Here is a 19,454-nt window from a genome sequence, read left to right on the forward strand (position 1 = left end):
CGCTCATCCACAGGTGGTCCGAGATCTGGAGCTGACCTTTTCGAGCAACCTGCAAGCAATCGCTACGGGTAGTACCTGATCGAGAACGGTCACGCTTCTGAGAGAATCAGCGGTAGCAACGACCGTAGGAGGCACACCGTAATGACGGCATCTTCGCCCGCACCCAGCCGCCGCGAGGCGCCGGACCGCAACCTCGCGCTCGAACTGGTCCGGGTCACCGAGGCCGGTGCGATGGCCGCGGGCCGCTGGGTCGGCCGCGGCGATAAGGAAGGTGGCGACGGTGCGGCCGTCGACGCCATGCGGCAGCTGGTCAGCTCCGTTTCCATGCGCGGCATCGTGGTCATCGGTGAGGGCGAGAAGGACGAAGCGCCCATGCTCTACAACGGTGAGCTGGTCGGCGACGGCACCGGTCCCGAGGTCGACTTCGCGGTCGACCCGATCGACGGCACCACGCTGATGTCGAAGGGTTCGCCGGGCGCCATCGCAGTGCTCGCGGTCGCCGAGCGGGGCGCGATGTTCGACCCGTCCGCGGTGTTCTACATGCACAAGATCGCGGTCGGCCCGGACGCGGCGGGCGTGATCGATATCTCGGCCCCGATCGGCGTAAACATCAGCCGGGTGGCCAAGGCCAAGGGCCTGTCGAAGTCCGATCTCACCGTCTGCATCCTGGACCGGCCGCGCCACGCGGACCTGATCCAGGAGGTCCGCGACGCGGGTGCGCGCATCCGCCTGATCTCCGACGGTGACGTCGCGGGCGCCATCGCCTGCGCCCGCCCCGACTCCGGCACCGACATCCTGGTCGGCATCGGCGGCACCCCCGAAGGCATCATCGCCGCCGCCGCCATGCGGTGTATGGGCGGTGAACTCCAGGGCATGCTCGCCCCCAAGGACGAGGCGGAACGTCAGAAGGCCATCGACGCGGGTCACGACCTCAGCCGCATCCTCACCACCAATGACCTGGTCGCGGGTGACAATGTCTTCTTCTGCGCCACCGGTGTCACCGACGGCGACCTACTACGCGGCGTCCGCTATTTCCCCGGCGGCGCCTCCACCGAGTCCATCGTGATGCGCTCCAAGTCCGGCACCGTCCGCATGATCGACGCCTACCACCGCCTCACCAAGCTCCGCGAATACTCCTCGGTCGATTTCGTCGGCGACGAGGATGCGGTGCCGCCGCTGCCCTGATCTTCTCGAAGGCATCGAGCCCGGTCCGCTTCGGATCGGGCTCGTTTTGCGCCATGTGCGGTGCTCTTTCCACGACGGTAAGCTCCGGAATCCCTAGCAGACCAAGGAGATCCGGTGTCAATTATCGGGAAGCTGTTGAAGAACCGCCGTGCCGGAGAGCAGGGCCTGGCCTGGCATCTGCCGAACCTCGCCACCGACGCGACCTTCGAAGTCACCAGCCCGGATTTCACGCACGAGTCGCCACTGCCAAAGGTGCACGCGTCCAAGCGGATCGGTGGCCGAGACACATCCCCCGCGCTGGCGTGGACCGCGCCCGACGGTACGGCGCAACTCCTCCTGGTCGTCGAAGACCCGGACGCACCAACAGGATTGCCATTCGTACATTGCGTGGCCCTGCTGGAACCGACCCGCGCCGAACTGCCTCGAGACGGACTGCGCGCCGACGCTCCCGCTCCCGGCGTCAGCATCCTCCGCTCCGGCTTCGGCCGCGGCTACCAAGGTCCCGCCCCGATCAAAGGCCACGGACCGCACCGCTACGCCTTCCAACTCTTCGCCCTGACCGAGCCGATCACCACCATAGGCGGCAAGCCCGCCGCGAAAGCGAAACCGCGCCACGTCTTCTCCGCCGCCAAGGCAATCGCCCATGGCCGGATCGACGGATTCTACGAACGACCGTAACGAGTAACTCGCCGCAGCGGCGGTCCGGAGGTCGCATAGGCGGCGGATGGAGCCGGTTTCGGGCTGGCTGGGATATTCCCGGAGCGGGGCGGGGGCGGTGTGCGAATCGCCTCAGGCGTGGCAGCCCCACGACTGGCGTATGCGGCATAGGGTCGGAATTATGACGACCGAGGAGACGCAGTTCCGGATCGAGCACGACACGATGGGGGAAGTTCGGGTTCCCGTGGATGCGTTGTGGCGGGCGCAGACGCAGCGGGCCGTGGAGAACTTTCCGATCAGCGGGCGCGGGTTGGAGCGGGCGCAGATCCGGGCGCTCGGCCTGCTCAAGGCCGCGTGCGCGAAGGTGAACAAGGATCTCGGGCTGCTCGATCCGGTCAAGGCGGATGCCATTATCGCCGCCGCGAACGAGATCGCCGAGGGTCTGCACGACGAGCAGTTCCCGATCGATGTCTTCCAGACCGGCTCGGGCACCAGCTCGAATATGAACGCCAACGAGGTGATCGCCTCGATCGCGAAGGGCAACGGCGTGACCGTGCACCCGAACGACGACGTGAACATGTCGCAGTCGTCGAACGACACCTTCCCCACCGCGACCCATCTCGCCGCAACCGAGGCCGCCATCAAGGATCTGATCCCGGCGCTGGAGCATCTGCGGCTGGCGCTGCTGGACAAGTCTGCCGAATGGCGCACCGTCGTGAAGTCCGGACGCACCCACCTCATGGACGCCGTGCCGGTGACCCTCGGCCAGGAGTTCGGCGGCTATACCCGCCAGGTCGCGGCGGGTATGGAACGCATCATGGCCGTGCTGCCCCGGCTCGGTGAGCTGCCCATCGGTGGTACCGCGGTCGGCACGGGCCTCAACGCGCCCGCGGGTTTCGGCGCGAAAGTCGTTGCGGAACTGGTGCTGTCGACCGATCTCGACGCACTGTCCGAAGCGCGGGATCACTTCGAGGCGCAGGCCGCCCGCGACGGTCTGGTTGAGGCGTCCGGTGCAGTGCGCACGGTCGCGGTGAGCCTCACCAAGATCGCCAACGATATTCGCTGGATGGGTTCGGGCCCGCTGACCGGTCTCGGCGAACTCCGGCTGCCGGATCTGCAGCCCGGCAGTTCGATCATGCCCGGCAAGGTGAATCCGGTACTGCCCGAGGCGGTTACGCAGGTCGCCGCGCAGGTGATCGGCAACGACGCGGCGGTCGCGTTCTCCGGTGCGAGCGGCGCGTTCGAGTTGAACGTCTACATCCCGGTGATGGCACGCAATCTGCTCGAGTCGATTCGGCTGCTCGCCAATGTGTCCCGGCTGTTCGCCGATAAGTGCATTCGCGGTCTGATCGCCAACGAGGATCATCTGCGCACCCTCGCCGAATCGTCACCCTCGATTGTGACGCCGCTGAATTCCGCCATCGGTTACGAAGAGGCGGCCGCGGTCGCGAAAGAGGCGTTGAAGGAAAAGAAGACCATCCGTCAGACCGTGATCGATCGCGGTCTGCTCGATGAGAAGCTCACCCTTGAAGAACTCGATCGCCGCTTGGATGTGCTGTCGATGGCCAGGGTCGAGGACGAAAAGTAGAAAACCGGTCGGCGCACAAATCGTGCGCCGACCGGATTCGAGACTCAGGCCGGCGAACCGACCCGCAGGCCCGCGAGTTCCGCGCGCGCCTTCTCACCGTCTGCACCGAGACCGGTGCGGGTGAAGAACTCCCACCGCTCCAGCAGCGGGCCGAAAACCAATTCGTTCTCCTTGGCGCAGTCGTAGATGCCCGCCTCGGCGAGCACATCATCGCTGCTGCGCCCATCGGGCAACGCCACCGACGGCACCTCGAACCGCGCGACGCTGTCGGCGATGGCGCGCATCGTCTGATCCGGTGCGACACCGAACGCCGCGGTGATCAGGTCCGCGAAGAAGATCGACTGCAGTTCATCGTCGATGGCAATGCGCTCGGCGATGGCGGTGACCATCTTGTTCTCCCCGAGCGCGGCGGTGTTGCGATGCCGGATGGCGGCGGCCGCCTCCTCGAACGCGCAAGTGGCGAGCACGTCGAGCAGGTGCAGTGCGGGACGCCGGAAACCCTTCGTCATATGGTCCATCCGCAACCGCTCCAACTGCACCGGGTCGACCGACCGGGTGACCATGAGGTAGTTGCGGATCATGATCTCGTGCCGGTTCTCCTCGGCCGTCCACCGGCCGACCCAGCGCCACCACGATCCGGTGCGCAGGTACTTGCCGACCTCACGGTGGTACGAGGGCAGATTGTCCGCGACGAGCACGCTGACCGTCAGCGCCAGCTTGGCGGTCTCGCTCAACTCGGATTGCTCGGGCTCCCAATCGATTCCGCCGAGGAAGCGGAAGTTGCGGCCGTCGTCCCACGGCACATAGTCGTGCGGCTGCCAGCCGTCGGCGGCGGCGATGTGGCGGCGCAGATTCAGTTCCACCTCATCGGCGAGGGACGCGAGCAGTTCGCGATCGGTCAAGAGAGTTTGCACTAGCACAACCTAGCGGCTGGGCCCCGCGATGCGGGGATCTACGAATAGGAATCGGTACCGGCGTCCGAGCGTACAAGCACCAGCTCTTTCGAGCGAACCGCGAGGCACTCACCAATAATGGCACGTGAGCGCCCGGACGCCGGGCGGATCAGGATTTCGGCGTGACGGTCGTATTGCCGTCCACCCAGGTGATGGTGCCGCCGACGAAATCGCTCTGCTTGCCGCCGGGGATGTCCTTCTCGTCGCTGGTCGGGTACCCGATCTTGCCGTCGGGGCCGTCGTTGTCCTCCCACGCCTTGCGGATTTCGCCCCAGACGATGTGCGCGCCGCTGTCCTTGCTCCAGACGATCGCGCCGCCGGTGAAGTCCTGCCACTTGCCGTCGTTGGGGGCGTCCTCCTGCGACTTCAGCGGAGCGCCGAGCGGACCGGTCGGGCCGCCGGACTGCACGTACTTGTCGAAGATGATGCCGGACACGGTGATGTCGCCGCCCTGAGTGGCGATCTTGGTCTCCTCTGCCGCGCCGGACATGCGCTCCTCGCCGTGGGCGGCCGCCGAGGTGGTCGTCATGGACGCGGCGGTGTTCTTGTCCTTGTCGTCGTTGTTGCCGCAGCCGGTGGCCAGCAGCAGTGCCGCGGCCGCGGTGACCGCGGTGAATCCAGCCGTTCGTCGAGCGAAGTGGTGCATTTCCATCCCTCTCGTCGCGCGTAGCCTGGGCCGATGCTCGGCAACGGCCCGGCGAATCGATGTGAGACTCGCCGGGCCGTCGCTGAACAGGTATCACGCGAATACTACCCGCTCGATTGTGATGGGAAACACACCCTGGGTAGTTGCTGCTACCCGCTATGCACTCGGGCCGTACTCCTCCAACATCTCGGTCACCAGCGCCGCGATCGGCGACCGTTCACTACGGGTCAGCGTGATGTGCGCGAAAAGCGGATGCCCCTTGAGCTTTTCGATCACCGCGGCGACACCGTCGTGCCGACCGACCCGTAGGTTGTCGCGCTGAGCCACATCGTGGGTGAGCACGACGCGCGATCCGGTGCCCAGTCGGCTGAGCACCGTCAGCAGCACATTGCGCTCCAGCGACTGCGCCTCGTCCACGATCACGAACGAATCGTGTAGCGAGCGACCGCGAATGTGGGTGAGCGGCAAGACTTCCAACATGTCGCGGCTGAGCACCTCCTCCATCACCTCACGACTGGCCAACCCGTCGAGCGTGTCGAAGACCGCCTGCGCCCACGGGCCCATCTTCTCGCTCTCCGATCCCGGCAGATAGCCGAGATCCTGCCCACCGACCGCGTACAGCGGACGGAACACCACCACCTTGCGTTGTGTGCGACGCTCGAGCACCGCCTCCAAACCGGCCGTCAGAGCCAGCGCCGACTTGCCGGTACCGGCACGGCCGCCGAGCGAGACGATGCCGACGCTCTCGTCCAACAGCAGATCCAGTGCGATGCGCTGTTCGGCCGAGCGGCCGTGCAGTCCGAACGCCTCGCGTTCACGCACCAACTGCACCCGCTTGTCCGGCGTGACCCGGCCCAAGGCGCTGGAGCTTGCCCCGAGCAACCGGATTCCGGTGTGGCACGGCAGTTCCCGCGCCTCGTCCAGATCGATCACGGCCTCGGCGTAGAGCTGATCGATCTGTGTTTTGGAGACATCGATCTCCACCATTCCGGCCCAGCCGGAGGTCACCACGTCCTGGGCGTGGTATTCGTCGGCGTGCAAACCCACTGCACTCGCCTTGACGCGCAAGGGAATGTCCTTGGACACCAGCACCACTCGACGGCCCTCGGCCGCCAGATTGAGCGCACAGGCCAGGATGCGGGAATCATTGGTGTCGGTGCGGAATCCGACCGGGAGTACCGCGGGGTCGGTGTGGTTGAGTTCCACCTGCAGCGTTCCGCCCTCGGTGCCGATCGGCACCTGCTGATCCAGCCTGCCGTATTGCAGACGCAGATCGTCGAGGTTGCGCAGGGCTTCCCGCGCGAACCAGCCCAGTTCGTGATGGTGGCGCTTACCTTCGAGTTCGCTGATCACGACCAGCGGTAATACGACATCGTTTTCGCCGAACCTGGTGAACGCCCAGGGATCCGACAATAGAACCGAGGTGTCGATGACGAAGGATTTCGCACCGGAATTCTGGGAATGCGAGGGGCGGGCCCCCTTCGCGGCGGCTTCGCCTTTCGCGGAGCTGGAGTGCGCCGAGGGAGCGGGAACGGAGCGTGCAGCAGTCACGGTGGGCTCCTTTGTGTTCGCGCGGCACCCGCACGAACGATCTCGCTGGACCGGTCCGTCCTGATGGGATCCGACTTGCGTCAGATGCCCAGAGGGCCGGGTGCCGGCCCTCTCGTACTGAGTAGCTCAGTCACGGTTCAGGACCTCCCGTACGAGCCACACCGACGCGGCCCGCACCAACGACGCTACCGCCGACTGCCCGGTCTCCGCTCGGGCACAGGTAGGCGTGTCCGTGAATTTGTCGTTAACCCCGCATTGGTGCAGGGGATAGAGTCGCAGGTATGGCCGGTAACGAGGAGTTGGAGAAGCTGTCGTCCAAGGAGCTGCACGACCGTGCGGTCCGGCTCGCGGCGCGACGCGGCGACATCAAATATCTGTGGCGGCTACTGAAGTCGATTCCCGCCGCCGAGGCCGCCGCGGGCAATCTCGGCGAGAGCGAGGCCGATATCAAGTACGTGCTGCCGATGATCGACGACTACATCCACGCGGGCGACGGCAAGATCGCCGAGGTCCTGCGACCCTATTACCTGGAGTACCTCGCCAAGCACACCTGACCTCAGCGCTGCGGCAGCGCGGCGCGCAAGAGTCCGACGGCGGTGCCGCGCAGGAAGTTCTCCCAGCTGAAGTGGTCGTCCCACAGGATGATTCGGCCGTCGCGCAGTTCGAAAGTGCCGCAAACCCAGAACGCGATCCGCAGCGGGCCGACGCGCAGGATATCGGTGCGGTCGGTCAGCACGAAGTCGCCGTCGGCGGCGATGTGATGCATTTCGGCGGCGAAGCCGATGGTGTCGCGATTCAGCCCGCGCAAGATCTTGCGAGTGAGGCCGCCGCCGACCGTCGGCAGTGAGGTGTTCTTCCAGACGACATCGGGGTGCAGGAGCTCCAGTGCCTCCTCCACCGCGCCGATCTCGAGCGCGGCGAAGAATTCCCGCACCGTGGTGATCGCGTCCTGCTTCAGTTCCAGTTCGTCGGTCATGCACTGAGCCTAAGCCGCTAGGGTCGGCGGCGGTCGGCGATGAGGACACCCAGACCATCGAGAATTCGGTCGATGCCGAAGCTCAGCGCATCGCCCGCGCCCTCGTTCGCGGGCGGTGCACCGGTCGCGGCGGCCTCTTCCGCGAAGGCGGCGGAGACCAGGGGAAACCGGTCGCCCGCGGCGGCCATCATCTCGGCGAACTGGCCCGCGATCTGCTGCGCCGTTTCCTGCCGGTCCCCGGTCGTCACCTGCTGCACGAGGCTGCGGATATGCCCGTTGAGCAGCACGATGGTGTCCAGCCGCTCCGGCCCGGTCAACCCGGTGCCGTCGAGGGCGGTCAGCGCGGCGTTCATCCAGCCCATTTCATTGGGGCCGACCGCACGCACGCCGATGGTCAGGCTGATCGACCAGGGGTGTGCGCTGTAGCGCTCGAAGATCGTCTCGGCCCAGCGGCGCAGTCCGGCTCGCCACGGCTCCTCATTCGAATTCTCGTGCGCCGCAATCACATCCGGTGGATCGCCCATCGCGGCATCCACCATCAGCGCGGTCAGCTGTTCCTTGCCCGGCACATACCGGTACAGCGACATCTTGGTGAAGCCGAGGCGTTCGGCCAGGCGCTGCATGGACAGGTTCGCCAGTCCTTCGGCATCAGCGAGGGCGATAGCCTCCGCGACGATCCCCTCCAGTGATAGCGCGGGCTTGGGTCCGCGCTTGGGCCGCTGCTGGGTGCCCCAGAGCAGTTCGACGGTGGTCGGTGCAGGCATTTCCACATCCTTACGCATTGCATGTTGACAAGTAACTGCGTCCACCATACTCTAATTTGCGTCCAGCGGATACAGATTCCATCGGACGCAGATAATGACCTCGGGAGACATCATGCGCAACAAGACCGTTCTCATCTCCGGCGCGAGCATCGCCGGCCCCGCACTCGCCTACTGGCTGAGCCGCTATGGCTTCGCCGTCACGGTGGTCGAGCGGGCACCGCAGTTGCGACCGGGCGGCCAGGCCGTCGACTTCACCGGCGAAACGCACCACAAGGTGCTCGAGCGGATGGGCATCCTGGACGAGGTCTACGCGCACCGCACCGGCACCACCGATATAGCGATCGTCGACGGCAAGGGCGAGCAGCAGGCGCTCATCTCCGGCGATTTCACCGGCGGCGACGTGGAGATCCTGCGCGGGGATCTGGCGCGGATCATGTACGAAAAGACCTACCAGGACTGCGAATACGTATTCGGCGACTCGATCAGCGCGCTGACCGAGACCGACGACGGTGTGTGGGTCGAATTCGAGAAGGGCGCGCCGCGCGGCTTCGATCTGGTCTTCGGCGCCGACGGCATCCATTCGCGGGTACGGCGTCTGGCGTTCGGACCGGAAAAGGAATTCGTCAAGCACCTCGGCCACTACTACTGCGTCGCCGGCGCGAGCCCGTGGGCGACCAAGTCCGAGGGCACCCCCGAGCGGATGACGGCCTACGGCTACAACGAGCCGGGCAAATGCGTCATCACCGGCGGCTCGAAGGCACAGCAGCTCTACATCTTCGCCTCGCCCGAACTCGACTACGCCCGTGACGACATCGAGGCGCAGCGGCACATCATCGAGGAGACCTTCGCCGGGGTCGGCTGGGAGGCGCCGCGCATGCTCGCCGAAATGGCGGAGTTCGACGACTTCTTCCTCGACTCGATCAGCATGGTGCGCAAGATGAAGAGTTACAGCCGGGGCCGGGTCGCCTTGGTCGGCGATTCGGGCTACGGAAACACCCTGGGCGGCTTCGGAACCGGACTCGCGGTGCAGGGCGCCTACATCATGGCCGGTGAACTCGCGCTCGCCGACGGCGATTACCGGATTGCCTTCGCGCGCTACGACGGGCTCATGCACTCGCTCGGCAAACTCGCGGACTACAGCAACGCGGGCCGCTTCTTCGCGCCGAAGACCGCGATCGGCATCAAGTTCCGCAACTGGTTCCTGCACTCGTGGATGTTCGACAAGATGGTGAAAATGACCGAGAACGTCAAGACCATCGAGCTGCCGGACTACCCGGCGCTGGTCGCGGCCGCCAATGCGAACTGACATCGGTAGCACCGGCACCCTGCAGCGGACCGAACGGTCTGGCGCGGCGAGATCGCCTGTGTTTCGATGGAACCGGGGTGGGGTCGAGTGCGTCTATAAGGTCAGACGGCACTGACGGAAGGGGCTGGCTCGGCCATGACAGCACAGATGGACGGCCGCGCGATCACCAATCCCGAGAACGCGCAGAACTTTTCGCACGCGGAGATCAAACAGGCGGCCGACCAGATGAATCCGGGCGGACTGGACGGTGCGTTCGATGCCTGGGCCGCCATCGCGGCAGCGGTGACCAAGGCCGGACAGCAGTTCGAAACCGCGATTCAGCAAGCAGTGGATCAACATTGGGAGGGCGCGGCGGCCGACCGCGCGGTGCGCGGCATTCGGGAGTATGCCGCGCGCGTCGGTGAACTGGGCGAGTCGCTGGATCAGCAGTCGACACCGCTGTCGGCGGCGGTGAGCGCGGCGGGGCGGTTCAAGGTGGCGGTGCCGCCGGTGGTGGATAGTTCGGATAGTGCGCGGGGGCCCGAGCTGCGGAATTCGCAGGAGGAGCAGGCCCGGGACGATATGAGCACGTTTTATATCCAGCCCTATGGGAGTACGGCGCCGTTGATTCCTACGTTGCCGCCGCCGGTCAATCCGATTTCTGGGGAGTCGGGGTTTTCGGGAGTGCTGGGGGCTTTGCCGGGTGGGGACTCCGGGAAGGCCGGGGATACGAGCCCGGTGGAGGGCGTCGGCCAGGGTGGGGATTCCGGTAGAGCAGGAGACACAAGCACGCCGGACGGCACAGGCAGAGCTGGGGATTCCAGCAATGCAGGGACTACAGGTACGACGGAGGGGACCAGCGAGGCTGCGGATACAGGTAAAGCGGCGGGCAGCAGCGGGACTGAGAATTCCAGCAAAGCGGAAGAGACCAGCGCCGCCGGGGATGCAGGTAAGGCCAGGGATACGAACAACAGCGGGGACACCGGCAAGGCCGATGGGTCGAATCGAGCCGAAGCTATTGCCCCGCAATCTATTTCGTCGAATCAGAACAATGACTCATCGACCATGCCCGCGTCCTCTACCCATACATCCGCAACTTCGGCCATCCCCTCGGCGGCCGGTACGCAGATTTCACCGACCACAGTCACGTCCGGAGGGATCGGGCCGGGAACCTCGACCTCGACCGGCGCTTCCCCCAGTCTCGGTGGCGCGCCCTATCCTGGTGGTGCGCCGAATTCTGGTGGTGCGCCCAATTCTGGTGGTTCACCGAACACCGGCGAGACTCCGAGTTCTGGCAGGTCGGTGCCAGGCACCACACCGGGAGCGACGGCTGCTCAGCCGAGCACCAGCACGCCGAGTCGGGTGGGCGCGACAGGTACCGCCGGATACTCCGGGATGCTGCCGCCTGGCGCGCGAACCCGGCGGGGCGAGGACGGTGAACACAAGTCGGCGAAGTACCTGCGGACCGAGGAGCACGGCGAGGAGCTCATCGGCGAAGTGGAGAAGACCGTGCCGCCCGTACTCGGGGCGCAATGATGACGCAGTGGACCTTGTCCGCCGAGCAATTCGCGGCGGCCTGGTTCGGCACCGGCCTGGATCGCATGCCCTTTCCGTTCCGCTTCACCAGCCGCTTTGCCGGACTCCACGAATATCGGGCCTACCAGCGGCAATTCCGTGCGGAGCTGAACCGTGAGGACAACGCGTCGCTGCAGCGGGCCATCGGAGTGCTCGCCAAACCCGAGTGGCGCATCGAACTGTTCGGCATCGATAACACCCGCGGCGCGATCGAACTGCGCGCCATCGGCTGCGCCACCCGCACCGGACCGGGGGTGATCGCGCTGCAGGCTGCGGCTCCGGATGGCGGCAAGGTACGGCTGCGCCGCGTGCGCGTCGACCAACTCGCCACCGAACTGATCCGCCTGCTCCCCGATCCGCCACCCGGCACCGCGGCCGAAAAGAGCTACCTCCTCGACGATCTCAACGACGACCGCCCCGACCCCTTCGGCAACTCCCCATCCGGCGCCATCCAGGACCGCTACCGCCGCTTCTGGCGCCAACCCTGCGACACCAGCGGCACCGCCACCGTCCTGGTCGGCCCCCGCAACGCCGAACCCCTGCGCACCGGAAAACTCCGCTGGATCGACACCAAGGCCGGCCGCTACTGCGAAGTCCCCGCCAACCGCGCCCTCATGATCCGCCCCGCCACCAGCGCCGACATCACCCGTTACCTGGACGAGTCCATCGTCCGAGCGAAAGCCCGCGTCGACCAATAGGACTTGCGGGCGGAGCAAGATCCGGTCAGCGACGTCACCGACAGCGACTACGAATATCTGGTGTCGCATATCCAGTGACTACCTCACACAAGTCACACATTTTGTGCGGCATGGTCACTGGATATGCGGCAGCATGATTGCCGGGCTATTTTCGGGCGGCGGCCAGGTGGGCGGATACGAGGGTGTCGAGGAGGATGTCGAGGTCCAGCCAGGGGAAGCTGGGGCGGTCTTGGCGCAGGGTGATCAGGCCGTGCATGGCCGCCCAGAGGCAGGTGGCGGTGGCGGTGGGGTCGGAGCTGCCGCAGGATTCGGCCGTGTCGGCCAGGAGTCGGAAGAGCGGTAGACCGGGCATCCGGGCGTCGGTCGGTTCCCACCCAGGGGTGCCCGCCGTGCCGAACAGCACGCGGTAGTGGCCCGGGTTCTGTAGGCCGTATTCGCAATAGGCGCGGCATATTTCGGTGAGGCGAATGGGACCGTCCGCCGATGACGCGACCGATAGGGCCGCGCGCAATTCGGCGAAGCGGACCTCGTATACCGCGGTGAGCACCTCCTGTCGGTCGGCGAAGTGCAGGTACACGCTCTGCGGTGCGATACCCGCCGCCCGCGCGACCGCGCGCAGCGACAGCGATTCCTGACCGTCCAAGGTTTCCAGCAGGCGACTCGCCGCGGCCACGAGTTCTTCGCGCAGGCGGCCGCCCTCGCCGCGCCGGTTGCGATTTCTAGCGTTCGCCGTCACCTTGACAGGCTAACAAGACAGGTGTCAACTGACAACTATCAGTAGACACCCGTCTTGTTAGGAAAGACCATGTCCGTCACCGTGACTCGCGTCGTCCATGCCAGCGTCCTGCTCGACTTCGGCGGTGCCAGGATCCTCACCGATCCGTGGCTGTCCGAACGCCGCTTCTACTACCAGGGTGAGCCGCGCAGCATCGCCACCGCCGCCGATCTTCCGGAATTGGCGGGCATCGTGATCAGCCACGCCCACTACGACCACTGCGACCTGGGGGCACTACGGAATTACCCGGATAAGAATGTGCCGTTCGCCGTCGTTCGTGGCCTCGCAAAACAGGTGCGGGCAGCCGGATTTCACAATGTCATCGAGCTGGATCCCTGGCAGACAACACATCTCGGCCCGGTCGAGGTGACCGCCACGCCCGCCAGCCACGGCATCCCCGAAGTCACCTTCGTACTGCGCGCCGACGGCCACAGCATCTTCTTCGGCGCGGACACCCTCCGCATCGCCGAACTCGACGAAATCGCCGACCACTTCAAAGAACTGGATCTGGCCCTACTCCCCATCAACGGCCTGCGTATCCGCCCCGCCTTCAACCATCAGGTCGTCATGGACGCCGCAGAAGCCGCCGACCTCACCCGCGCCCTGCACCCCCGCCTCGCCGTCCCCATCCACTACGCCTTCACCAGCGGTCCCGTCGGCGACCGCCTGATCACCAAATCCACCCGCAACCGCCCTGACCTCTATCGCGATGCCACCGCCGACCTGGCCCCCGACACCACCGTCCGCATCCTCGAACCCGGCCACCCCCTGCCCCTCTGAACCATTGCACGCCCGGTTTGTTGCGGCGGCGACTCGCCCGACGCAGCACGGCACCGAGATGCGCGTCCCGCCGACTTTCTCGCTACTAGCCCGGGCGGGTGAGCATCTCATCGGACCGATGCACGGTCCGGCAGCCGACGAGCACCGCCAGCGGCCACTGCGGCGATCTCAATGCGGGTACGACAGGAACCGCCCAGAAGCCCGGCGACGGAGCAGCTTTCGACCTCAGCTACAAACGAATTCGCCTGGGAACCCCGGCGCACCAACGAATACCGTTGGCGCGCAGCTGGATTCCCAGGCGAATAAGAGGGCTCAGCCGAGCAGGTGCCAGTCTTCCAGGCCGTTGTAGAGCGGCAGGTCCCGGGCCAGCTTGGTGACGCGGGCGCGCAGGGCGTCGACATCGGAGCCGCCGGCCAGTGCGGTGGCGATGATGTCGGCGACCTCGGTGAACTCGGCATCGCCGAAACCACGGGTGGCCAGGGCGGCGGTGCCGATGCGCAGGCCGGAGGTGACCATCGGCGGGCGCGGGTCGAACGGAACGGCGTTGCGGTTCACCGTGATTCCGATTTCGTGCAGCAGATCCTCCCCCTGCTGACCGTCGATCTCGGAGTTGCGCAGGTCGACGAGCACCAGGTGCACATCGGTGCCGCCGGTGAGGACGCTGATGCCCTTGTCCTTGACATCCGCGCCGCCGAGCCGCTCGGCCAGAATCTTCGCACCGGACAGGGTGCGCTCCTGGCGCTCCTTGAATTCGGCGCCCGCCGCGATCTTGAACGCGACGGCCTTGGCGGCGATCACGTGCATGAGCGGGCCGCCCTGCTGACCCGGGAATACCGAGCTGTTGAGCTTCTTGGCGTACTCCTGCTTGGCCAGGATCAACCCGGAACGCGGACCGCCCAGCGTCTTGTGCACGGTGGAGGACACCACGTCGGCGTAGGGCACCGGCGAGGGGTGCAGACCGGCGGCGACCAGACCGGCGAAGTGCGCCATATCGACCCACAGCTTCGCGCCGACCTCATCGGCGATCTCCCGGAACGCCGCGAAGTCCTGGTGCCGCGGGTAGGCCGACCAACCGGCGACGATCACCTTCGGACGCGAGCTGAGTGCTGTCTTGCGCAGCTCCTCCATATCGATGCGGTGGTCTTCCTTGCTGACCCCGTAGGAGTGCACCTCGTAGAGCTTGCCGGAGAAGTTCAGCCGCATGCCGTGGGTGAGGTGACCGCCGTGCGCGAGGTCGAGGCCGAGCAGCCGGTCGCCCGGCTCCATCAGCGCCATCAGCACCGCGGCATTCGCCTGCGCGCCGGAATGCGGCTGCACATTGGCGAATTCGGCGCCGAAGAGTTCCTTGGCGCGATCGCGGGCGAGGGTCTCGACGACATCGACGTGCTCGCAGCCACCGTAGTAGCGACGGCCCGGGTAGCCCTCGGCGTACTTATTGGTGAGCACGCTGCCCTGCGCCTGCAGCACCGCGCGCGGCACGAAGTTCTCCGAGGCGATCATCTCGAGGGTGTCGCGTTCGCGGGCGAGTTCGCCTGCCATCGCGGCAGCGAGCTCCGGATCGAGCTCACCGAGGGATTGGGTATTGACAGAGGCGGTCGTCTGCGTCACCTGGCCGAGTCTATTGGCCGACCGCGCCGCGCCGATCAGGGGGTTCTGTGTCTCGGTGTGCATCGCAACCTCCGTGGTCCGGGTGCCCCGGAGTGCGCACCCCGAGGCCCATGAGCCCGGCACCCAGGCGCGCGGTGCGGGGCGAGGGTGCTTCCCGGTGGTTGCTTCCACCTCGAGTGCGCCAGTCGCGGTCCAACCATCTTATCCGTGGGTCGGCGAGGGGCCGAGACCCGTCAAGCCCCGGGTACGGCGGACCGCAACAAGGCGGTGAGGTGCACTTGCGCATCGTCGAGTGGCCGGGTCGATTTCAGCGCCCGTGATTGGATGATCGCGCCCTCCAGCGCACTGATGACGAATCCGGCCAGCGATCGCGCCTCCTCGGCCGATAAACCCTTGTCGCGCAAGCCATTCGCGAGTTGGTCGGTCCAGTCGGTGAAGATGGTGCCCGCGGCGGCCTGCACCCGCGGTTCGGATTCGGCGAGAGCGGCACCGACAATCGGACATCCCGTGGTGAACGCGGAGTTTTCGAGAGCGCGCCGCCACCAGCCGACGAGTGCGGCGATCCATTGTTCGGCGGTTCCGGAGCCGGTGATCTTGTCGGTCACCGCAGCCAGACGTGCACCCGCCGTCTTGGTCGCGACCTCGACCAACTCGCTTTTACCGGATGGAAAGTGCTGGTAGAGCGAGTTTCGGGAGGCACGACCGCGTTCGAGCAAAGTGGTGAGCCCGGCGGCGTGCACGCCCTGTTCGCGCACCAGCTCGATGGCGCTCTCGATCAACCGGTCGCGCGGACCCAAGGTCATCGCCGTCCTCCTCGCCCATGCTTGCGTGAACCGATCGGTCCATGCTCCAATCATGACAGATGTGAACCGATCGGTTCATCGAAAGGACGGGATTCATGAGCCGGCGAAAGACCACCACTTCTGCGGTCATGATGGAGTCGAGCGCCAGGGAGGCGCAGTCATGAGCGAGCGGAGCGGGCGAAAGATCAACACAGCCGCCTGTGCGGTCATGACGGAGCCGAGCGCCAGGGAGGCGCAGGTATGAGCGCGCCGACCGATCTGTCGCAGCTGTCGGGACTCGAACTACTGCGCACCGCGATGACGGCCGACTCGCGACGACCGTTCATCGGCGATCTGCTCGGCCTGGAGGTCGAGGAACTCGAGTTCGGGAAGGCGGTCTTCGGGCTGCGGACCCGGCCCGATTTCGCCAACCCGCTCGGCACCACGCACGGCGGCATCTGCGCCACCCTGCTCGATTCGGTAATGGGCTGCGCGGTGCACACCACGCTCGACGCCGGTGTCGGCTACACCACGCTGGAACTGAAGATCAACTACATCCGCGCGGTACCCACCGACGGCCGTCGCCTGATCGCGACCGGCACCACCATCCACGTCGGCCGTACCACCGCGACCGCCGAGGGTCGCGTCGTCGACGACCAGGGCAAGTTGGTCGCACACGGCACCACGACCTGCGTCATCTTCCGCTGACGGGAGTACAGCCATGTCTCAACGCAGCACAGCCGCGGCGGCACGCAAGTTCCGTCGGGAACGGCTCATCGGGCGCTATCTGGTCAACCCCGCTGTCGGACTGCTGGATCGAATCGGCCTCCGTTCCTCGATGATCGCCGAGTTGGAGACCATCGGCGCCAAATCAGGTCAGCCGCGCCGCGTGCCGGTCACCGTTTCGATCGACGACGATGGTGCGTGGCTGATCTCCCAGCATGGCCACCGCGCCGGCTGGGCGCGAAATATCGCCGCGAATCCGCAGGTCCGGCTGCGTCAGGGCAAGCGCTGGTACACCGGCACCGCGGCTTTCGTCCCCGATGACGATGTGGTCGCCCGCGCCCGCAGCTTCGCCAAGGGCAGCGCCGCCGAATCGGCCACCGCATGGACGATCAAGGCACTGGAATCCGACCCCATCTCGGTGCGCATCACCTTCACCGCCGCCTGAGGATGTGTCTCTCACCACCGGTTTCGCGCGGCGAATTGTCCACGCGACGCCGGTGAACTGATCTCGATCCCGACATCCCCTGGATGCCCTCCTGCACGCTGTCCCAGCTGAGCTGCACCATGTGCCGCGGCGGCTGCGCCGTCATCCAGAGTCACATGGTGCGAAGGGCTCCCGGGGTGAGGGGCTCGTCGAGGAGGCGGCGGAAGCGGTCGGCGCGGTCGTCAGCGTCGACAGCGCGGTCCAGCCAACTGCCGAGCAGGCGATAGCCCTCGACGTAGGTGCTGATGTAGGCGCGCCAGAGGGGTGAGGACAGGAAGCGCAGGGATTGGCGGGCGCGTTCCTGGGTGGTCAGGCTCCAGCGCTGCAGGAATTCGACGACCTCGTCGGCATCGCGGCGCCGATCGTGCAGCAGCAGCGCGGCATCCTGCCTGACCCCGAGCAATTTGGCCGAAGCATTCGAAAGCTGTTCGGCGCGTTCACCTTCGAAACGCAGACCCAGATCGGCGTAGATTTCCTGCGCCCATTTGCCCCAGCCGGATCCGACGATCGAGCGCAGCGCCAGATCGGCCAGCCCCTCCGCCATCAGGCACTGCGGGGTATTCACCAGGAACAGCGTCTGCTCAGCCTGCCCGCTCGCGACCAGACCGGCCTCCTTGCGGCAGTGCTCGGTGTGATGTCCCGGATAGGCCTCGTGCGCGATGAGGCCGGGCAGGTGCGCCATATGCTGCTTGAGGTCGGAGTTGATCGCCACCCGGGAGTGGTAGTTGCCCAGGTAGTAATTGAAGCCGGACCAGGGCTTATCCCCCACCACCTCATAGGTGACGTGCTCATGATCGGGCAGTGGATAACGCTCGCGCACCCGTTCCCGCAACGCACTCGAGAACGCCTCGACGCAAACACTCAACCGCTCCGGCGGAATCTCGTCGGCCTTGCGGAAGGCGGTCACCCGTTCAGCGAGCGGGCCGTCACCGGGCAGCACCTCGTCCATCTGCCGGTGCGCGTCGCGGTAGTCCTCGACATCACCGGGTGCGATATCGACATCGAAGTACGCGCGCACCTCGTCGACGAACCCGATGTCGTCCCCGGCGAACTTGCGACCGGAGCATTCCAGCGCGCGCAGATGCACATCGAGGAATTCGCTGCGCTGCCGCGGCAATCCGGCCCCGGGCAGTTCCGCACGCAATGCCACCGCGCGCCGCGCCAACTCGCGCGGCTCGGGAGCGGGCGCGTTCTCCACCTCGCGACGCAACGCCGGATCGCCGGTATAGGCGTCGACGAAACCTTCCTCCAGTCGGTCGAATGCCAAGCCGAGCCGCAGGTACTCGGTCACGAGGGTATGCGCTTCCATGTCCGCCGACATTAGCCGCTGAAGGCCATGTCATCGACCGGTTACCACCCGGTATCGGCACCCCGCGTTTCACACGATGTTGACGCAGAGCAGAATTCGGCTATGCGAGAGCTGGACCGAATCTCATACAGTCGGCGCGCGACGTATGCGTGTTTGCCTGAACGGAGTGTCGGGTAAGTGGCACGAATGAGCGAGCCGAGTCCCTATGTGGAATTCGACCGGAAACAGTGGCGGACCCTGCGTAAGTCGACTCCCCTGGTACTCACCGAGGAAGAACTGATCGGTCTTCGCGGCCTCGGCGAACAGATCGATCTGGAAGAGGTCGCCGAGGTCTACCTCCCGCTCGCTCGCCTCATCCACCTGCAGGTCGCCGCACGTCAGCGGCTGTTCGCCGCGACCGCGACCTTTCTCGGGGAGACCCATCCGGACCAGCAGGTGCCATTTGTGATCGGTGTCGCGGGCAGTGTCGCGGTCGGAAAATCCACTACCGCACGCGTACTACAGGCGCTGCTCGCGCGGTGGGATCACCATCCGCGTGTGGATTTGGTCACAACCGACGGATTCCTATATCCCACCGCGGAACTGAACCGGCGCGGCATCATGCACCGCAAGGGTTTTCCAGAAAGTTATGACCGCCGCAAACTACTGCGCTTCGTCACCGAGGTGAAATCCGGTGCGGCCGAAGTATGTGCGCCGGTGTATTCACATATCTCCTACGACATCGTGCCGGGCAAGTTCCACTGTGTGACTCAACCCGACATTCTCATCGTGGAGGGTCTCAATGTGCTGCAGACCGGTCCGCGGTTGATGGTCTCGGACCTGTTCGACTTCTCGATCTACGTCGACGCACGCATCGAGGACATCGAGAACTGGTATGTGCAACGGTTTCTGACGCTGCGCGAGACCGCCTTCGCCGATCCGAACGCGCATTTCCACCACTACGCGGGCTTCACCGACGACCAGGCGACGGCCGCCGCGAAGGAGATCTGGAACTCCACCAACCGGCCGAATCTGGTGGACAACATTTTGCCGACCCGTCCGCGCGCGACGCTGGTGCTGCGCAAGGACGCCGATCACAGCATCAACCGGCTGCGGTTGCGCAAGCTCTAGCC

20 protein-coding genes are annotated in these 19,454 nt (G+C 65.9%); 11 read left to right on the forward strand and 9 right to left on the reverse strand.

All coding sequences use genetic code 11. The annotated features are described in order from the left end of the window. Positions 1-141: 141 nt before the first annotated feature. From glpX to ACFYOW_RS41345, 3 genes are all read left to right on the forward strand, one after another. Positions 142-1,185, forward strand: coding sequence for a class II fructose-bisphosphatase (gene glpX, locus ACFYOW_RS41335; protein ID WP_387296129.1), 1,044 nt, complete (start codon positions 142-144; stop codon positions 1,183-1,185). 114 nt (positions 1,186-1,299) lie between these two features. Next, the gene (locus ACFYOW_RS41340) at positions 1,300-1,863 is read left to right on the forward strand and encodes a YbhB/YbcL family Raf kinase inhibitor-like protein (RefSeq protein WP_387296131.1); all 564 of its coding nucleotides are present in this window, start codon (positions 1,300-1,302) and stop codon (positions 1,861-1,863) included. Between the two features lie 160 nt (positions 1,864-2,023). Beyond that, positions 2,024-3,430: a class II fumarate hydratase gene (locus ACFYOW_RS41345; protein WP_387296133.1), complete on the forward strand. Its 1,407-nt coding sequence runs from the start codon at positions 2,024-2,026 to the stop codon at positions 3,428-3,430. Between the two features lie 44 nt (positions 3,431-3,474). Here the strand turns inward: ACFYOW_RS41345 and ACFYOW_RS41350 are convergent, their stop codons facing one another. The 3 genes from ACFYOW_RS41350 to ACFYOW_RS41360 all read right to left on the reverse strand — a co-directional run bounded on the left by ACFYOW_RS41350 (position 3,475) and on the right by ACFYOW_RS41360 (position 6,580). Then, positions 3,475-4,344, reverse strand: a complete 870-nt coding sequence (locus ACFYOW_RS41350; RefSeq protein WP_387296135.1) for an acyl-ACP desaturase — start codon at positions 4,342-4,344, stop codon at positions 3,475-3,477. 148 nt (positions 4,345-4,492) lie between these two features. After that, positions 4,493-5,029 (reverse strand): LGFP repeat-containing protein, encoded by a 537-nt coding sequence (locus ACFYOW_RS41355; RefSeq protein WP_387296137.1) that lies wholly within the window; start codon positions 5,027-5,029, stop codon positions 4,493-4,495. A gap of 156 nt (positions 5,030-5,185) precedes the next feature. Further along, positions 5,186-6,580 carry a PhoH family protein gene (locus ACFYOW_RS41360; protein WP_387296139.1) on the reverse strand — a complete coding sequence of 465 codons (1,395 nt, stop codon included), beginning with the start codon at positions 6,578-6,580 and terminating at the stop codon, positions 5,186-5,188. Positions 6,581-6,861: 281 nt separating this feature from the next. Here ACFYOW_RS41360 and ACFYOW_RS41365 point away from each other — a divergent pair, with 281 nt between their 5' ends. Continuing rightward, the gene (locus ACFYOW_RS41365) at positions 6,862-7,134 is read left to right on the forward strand and encodes a hypothetical protein (RefSeq protein WP_063036470.1); all 273 of its coding nucleotides are present in this window, start codon (positions 6,862-6,864) and stop codon (positions 7,132-7,134) included. Between the two features lie 2 nt (positions 7,135-7,136). On the opposite strand, the gene ACFYOW_RS41370 is transcribed toward ACFYOW_RS41365, so the two are convergent. Both ACFYOW_RS41370 and ACFYOW_RS41375 read right to left on the reverse strand, forming a co-directional pair. Further along, the gene (locus tag ACFYOW_RS41370) at positions 7,137-7,556 is read right to left on the reverse strand and encodes a limonene-1,2-epoxide hydrolase family protein (RefSeq protein ID WP_387296141.1); all 420 of its coding nucleotides are present in this window, start codon (positions 7,554-7,556) and stop codon (positions 7,137-7,139) included. A gap of 17 nt (positions 7,557-7,573) precedes the next feature. After that, positions 7,574-8,320, reverse strand: coding sequence for a TetR/AcrR family transcriptional regulator (locus tag ACFYOW_RS41375; protein WP_387296143.1), 747 nt, complete (start codon positions 8,318-8,320; stop codon positions 7,574-7,576). Positions 8,321-8,432: 112 nt separating this feature from the next. Here ACFYOW_RS41375 and ACFYOW_RS41380 point away from each other — a divergent pair, with 112 nt between their 5' ends. From ACFYOW_RS41380 to ACFYOW_RS41390, 3 genes are all read left to right on the forward strand, one after another. Then, complete coding sequence (locus ACFYOW_RS41380; protein ID WP_387296145.1) at positions 8,433-9,626, forward strand: FAD-dependent monooxygenase; 1,194 nt, start codon at positions 8,433-8,435, stop codon at positions 9,624-9,626. A 135-nt stretch (positions 9,627-9,761) separates the two neighbouring features. Further along, on the forward strand, positions 9,762-11,141 hold the full coding sequence (locus ACFYOW_RS41385) for a hypothetical protein (RefSeq protein WP_387296148.1): 1,380 nt from the start codon (positions 9,762-9,764) through the stop codon (positions 11,139-11,141). Then, the gene (locus ACFYOW_RS41390; protein WP_387296150.1) at positions 11,138-11,878 is read left to right on the forward strand and encodes an ESX secretion-associated protein EspG; all 741 of its coding nucleotides are present in this window, start codon (positions 11,138-11,140) and stop codon (positions 11,876-11,878) included. The genes ACFYOW_RS41385 and ACFYOW_RS41390 overlap by 4 nt, the downstream gene beginning before the upstream one ends. Positions 11,879-12,023: 145 nt before the next feature. Here the strand turns inward: ACFYOW_RS41390 and ACFYOW_RS41395 are convergent, their stop codons facing one another. Beyond that, positions 12,024-12,614 carry a TetR/AcrR family transcriptional regulator gene (locus tag ACFYOW_RS41395; protein ID WP_387296151.1) on the reverse strand — a complete coding sequence of 197 codons (591 nt, stop codon included), beginning with the start codon at positions 12,612-12,614 and terminating at the stop codon, positions 12,024-12,026. A 69-nt stretch (positions 12,615-12,683) separates the two neighbouring features. Between ACFYOW_RS41395 and ACFYOW_RS41400 the strand changes: the two genes are divergently transcribed. Beyond that, complete coding sequence (locus ACFYOW_RS41400; protein ID WP_387296153.1) at positions 12,684-13,433, forward strand: MBL fold metallo-hydrolase; 750 nt, start codon at positions 12,684-12,686, stop codon at positions 13,431-13,433. Between the two features lie 312 nt (positions 13,434-13,745). Here ACFYOW_RS41400 and glyA read toward each other — a convergent pair whose 3' ends face one another. After that, positions 13,746-15,041: a serine hydroxymethyltransferase gene (gene glyA / locus ACFYOW_RS41405; protein WP_063036523.1), complete on the reverse strand. Its 1,296-nt coding sequence runs from the start codon at positions 15,039-15,041 to the stop codon at positions 13,746-13,748. 233 nt (positions 15,042-15,274) lie between these two features. Continuing rightward, entirely contained in the window at positions 15,275-15,844 is a 570-nt protein-coding gene (locus ACFYOW_RS41410) for a TetR/AcrR family transcriptional regulator (RefSeq protein WP_387296155.1), read from the reverse strand. A 240-nt stretch (positions 15,845-16,084) separates the two neighbouring features. Here ACFYOW_RS41410 and ACFYOW_RS41415 point away from each other — a divergent pair, with 240 nt between their 5' ends. Both ACFYOW_RS41415 and ACFYOW_RS41420 read left to right on the forward strand, forming a co-directional pair. Continuing rightward, positions 16,085-16,531, forward strand: coding sequence for a PaaI family thioesterase (locus ACFYOW_RS41415; protein WP_387296157.1), 447 nt, complete (start codon positions 16,085-16,087; stop codon positions 16,529-16,531). Positions 16,532-16,544: 13 nt separating this feature from the next. Beyond that, positions 16,545-16,994 carry a nitroreductase family deazaflavin-dependent oxidoreductase gene (locus ACFYOW_RS41420; RefSeq protein WP_387296159.1) on the forward strand — a complete coding sequence of 150 codons (450 nt, stop codon included), beginning with the start codon at positions 16,545-16,547 and terminating at the stop codon, positions 16,992-16,994. 151 nt (positions 16,995-17,145) lie between these two features. Here the strand turns inward: ACFYOW_RS41420 and ACFYOW_RS41425 are convergent, their stop codons facing one another. Beyond that, positions 17,146-18,342: a DUF885 domain-containing protein gene (locus tag ACFYOW_RS41425; protein WP_387296161.1), complete on the reverse strand. Its 1,197-nt coding sequence runs from the start codon at positions 18,340-18,342 to the stop codon at positions 17,146-17,148. Between the two features lie 177 nt (positions 18,343-18,519). Between ACFYOW_RS41425 and coaA the strand changes: the two genes are divergently transcribed. Beyond that, complete coding sequence (gene coaA, locus ACFYOW_RS41430; protein ID WP_062986313.1) at positions 18,520-19,452, forward strand: type I pantothenate kinase; 933 nt, start codon at positions 18,520-18,522, stop codon at positions 19,450-19,452. The last annotated feature ends 2 nt before the right edge of the window (positions 19,453-19,454 follow it).

The organism is Nocardia sp. NPDC006982 (assembly GCF_042869435.1).
Taxonomy (GTDB): domain Bacteria; phylum Actinomycetota; class Actinomycetes; order Mycobacteriales; family Mycobacteriaceae; genus Nocardia.

What these genes read in the sequence shown, in the direction of transcription:
- glpX (WP_387296129.1), top strand. Translation starts at nt 142, where the DNA reads ATGACGGCATCTTCGCCCGCACCCAGCCGCCGCGAGGCGCCGGACCGC.
- ACFYOW_RS41345 (WP_387296133.1), top strand. Translation starts at nt 2,024, where the DNA reads ATGACGACCGAGGAGACGCAGTTCCGGATCGAGCACGACACGATGGGG.
- ACFYOW_RS41355 (WP_387296137.1), bottom strand. Translation starts at nt 5,029, where the DNA reads ATGCACCACTTCGCTCGACGAACGGCTGGATTCACCGCGGTCACCGCG.
- ACFYOW_RS41365 (WP_063036470.1), top strand. Translation starts at nt 6,862, where the DNA reads ATGGCCGGTAACGAGGAGTTGGAGAAGCTGTCGTCCAAGGAGCTGCAC.
- ACFYOW_RS41370 (WP_387296141.1), bottom strand. Translation starts at nt 7,556, where the DNA reads ATGACCGACGAACTGGAACTGAAGCAGGACGCGATCACCACGGTGCGG.
- ACFYOW_RS41375 (WP_387296143.1), bottom strand. Translation starts at nt 8,320, where the DNA reads ATGCCTGCACCGACCACCGTCGAACTGCTCTGGGGCACCCAGCAGCGG.
- ACFYOW_RS41380 (WP_387296145.1), top strand. Translation starts at nt 8,433, where the DNA reads ATGCGCAACAAGACCGTTCTCATCTCCGGCGCGAGCATCGCCGGCCCC.
- ACFYOW_RS41385 (WP_387296148.1), top strand. Translation starts at nt 9,762, where the DNA reads ATGACAGCACAGATGGACGGCCGCGCGATCACCAATCCCGAGAACGCG.
- ACFYOW_RS41390 (WP_387296150.1), top strand. Translation starts at nt 11,138, where the DNA reads ATGATGACGCAGTGGACCTTGTCCGCCGAGCAATTCGCGGCGGCCTGG.
- ACFYOW_RS41400 (WP_387296153.1), top strand. Translation starts at nt 12,684, where the DNA reads ATGTCCGTCACCGTGACTCGCGTCGTCCATGCCAGCGTCCTGCTCGAC.
- ACFYOW_RS41410 (WP_387296155.1), bottom strand. Translation starts at nt 15,844, where the DNA reads ATGACCTTGGGTCCGCGCGACCGGTTGATCGAGAGCGCCATCGAGCTG.
- ACFYOW_RS41415 (WP_387296157.1), top strand. Translation starts at nt 16,085, where the DNA reads ATGAGCGCGCCGACCGATCTGTCGCAGCTGTCGGGACTCGAACTACTG.
- ACFYOW_RS41420 (WP_387296159.1), top strand. Translation starts at nt 16,545, where the DNA reads ATGTCTCAACGCAGCACAGCCGCGGCGGCACGCAAGTTCCGTCGGGAA.
- ACFYOW_RS41425 (WP_387296161.1), bottom strand. Translation starts at nt 18,342, where the DNA reads ATGGAAGCGCATACCCTCGTGACCGAGTACCTGCGGCTCGGCTTGGCA.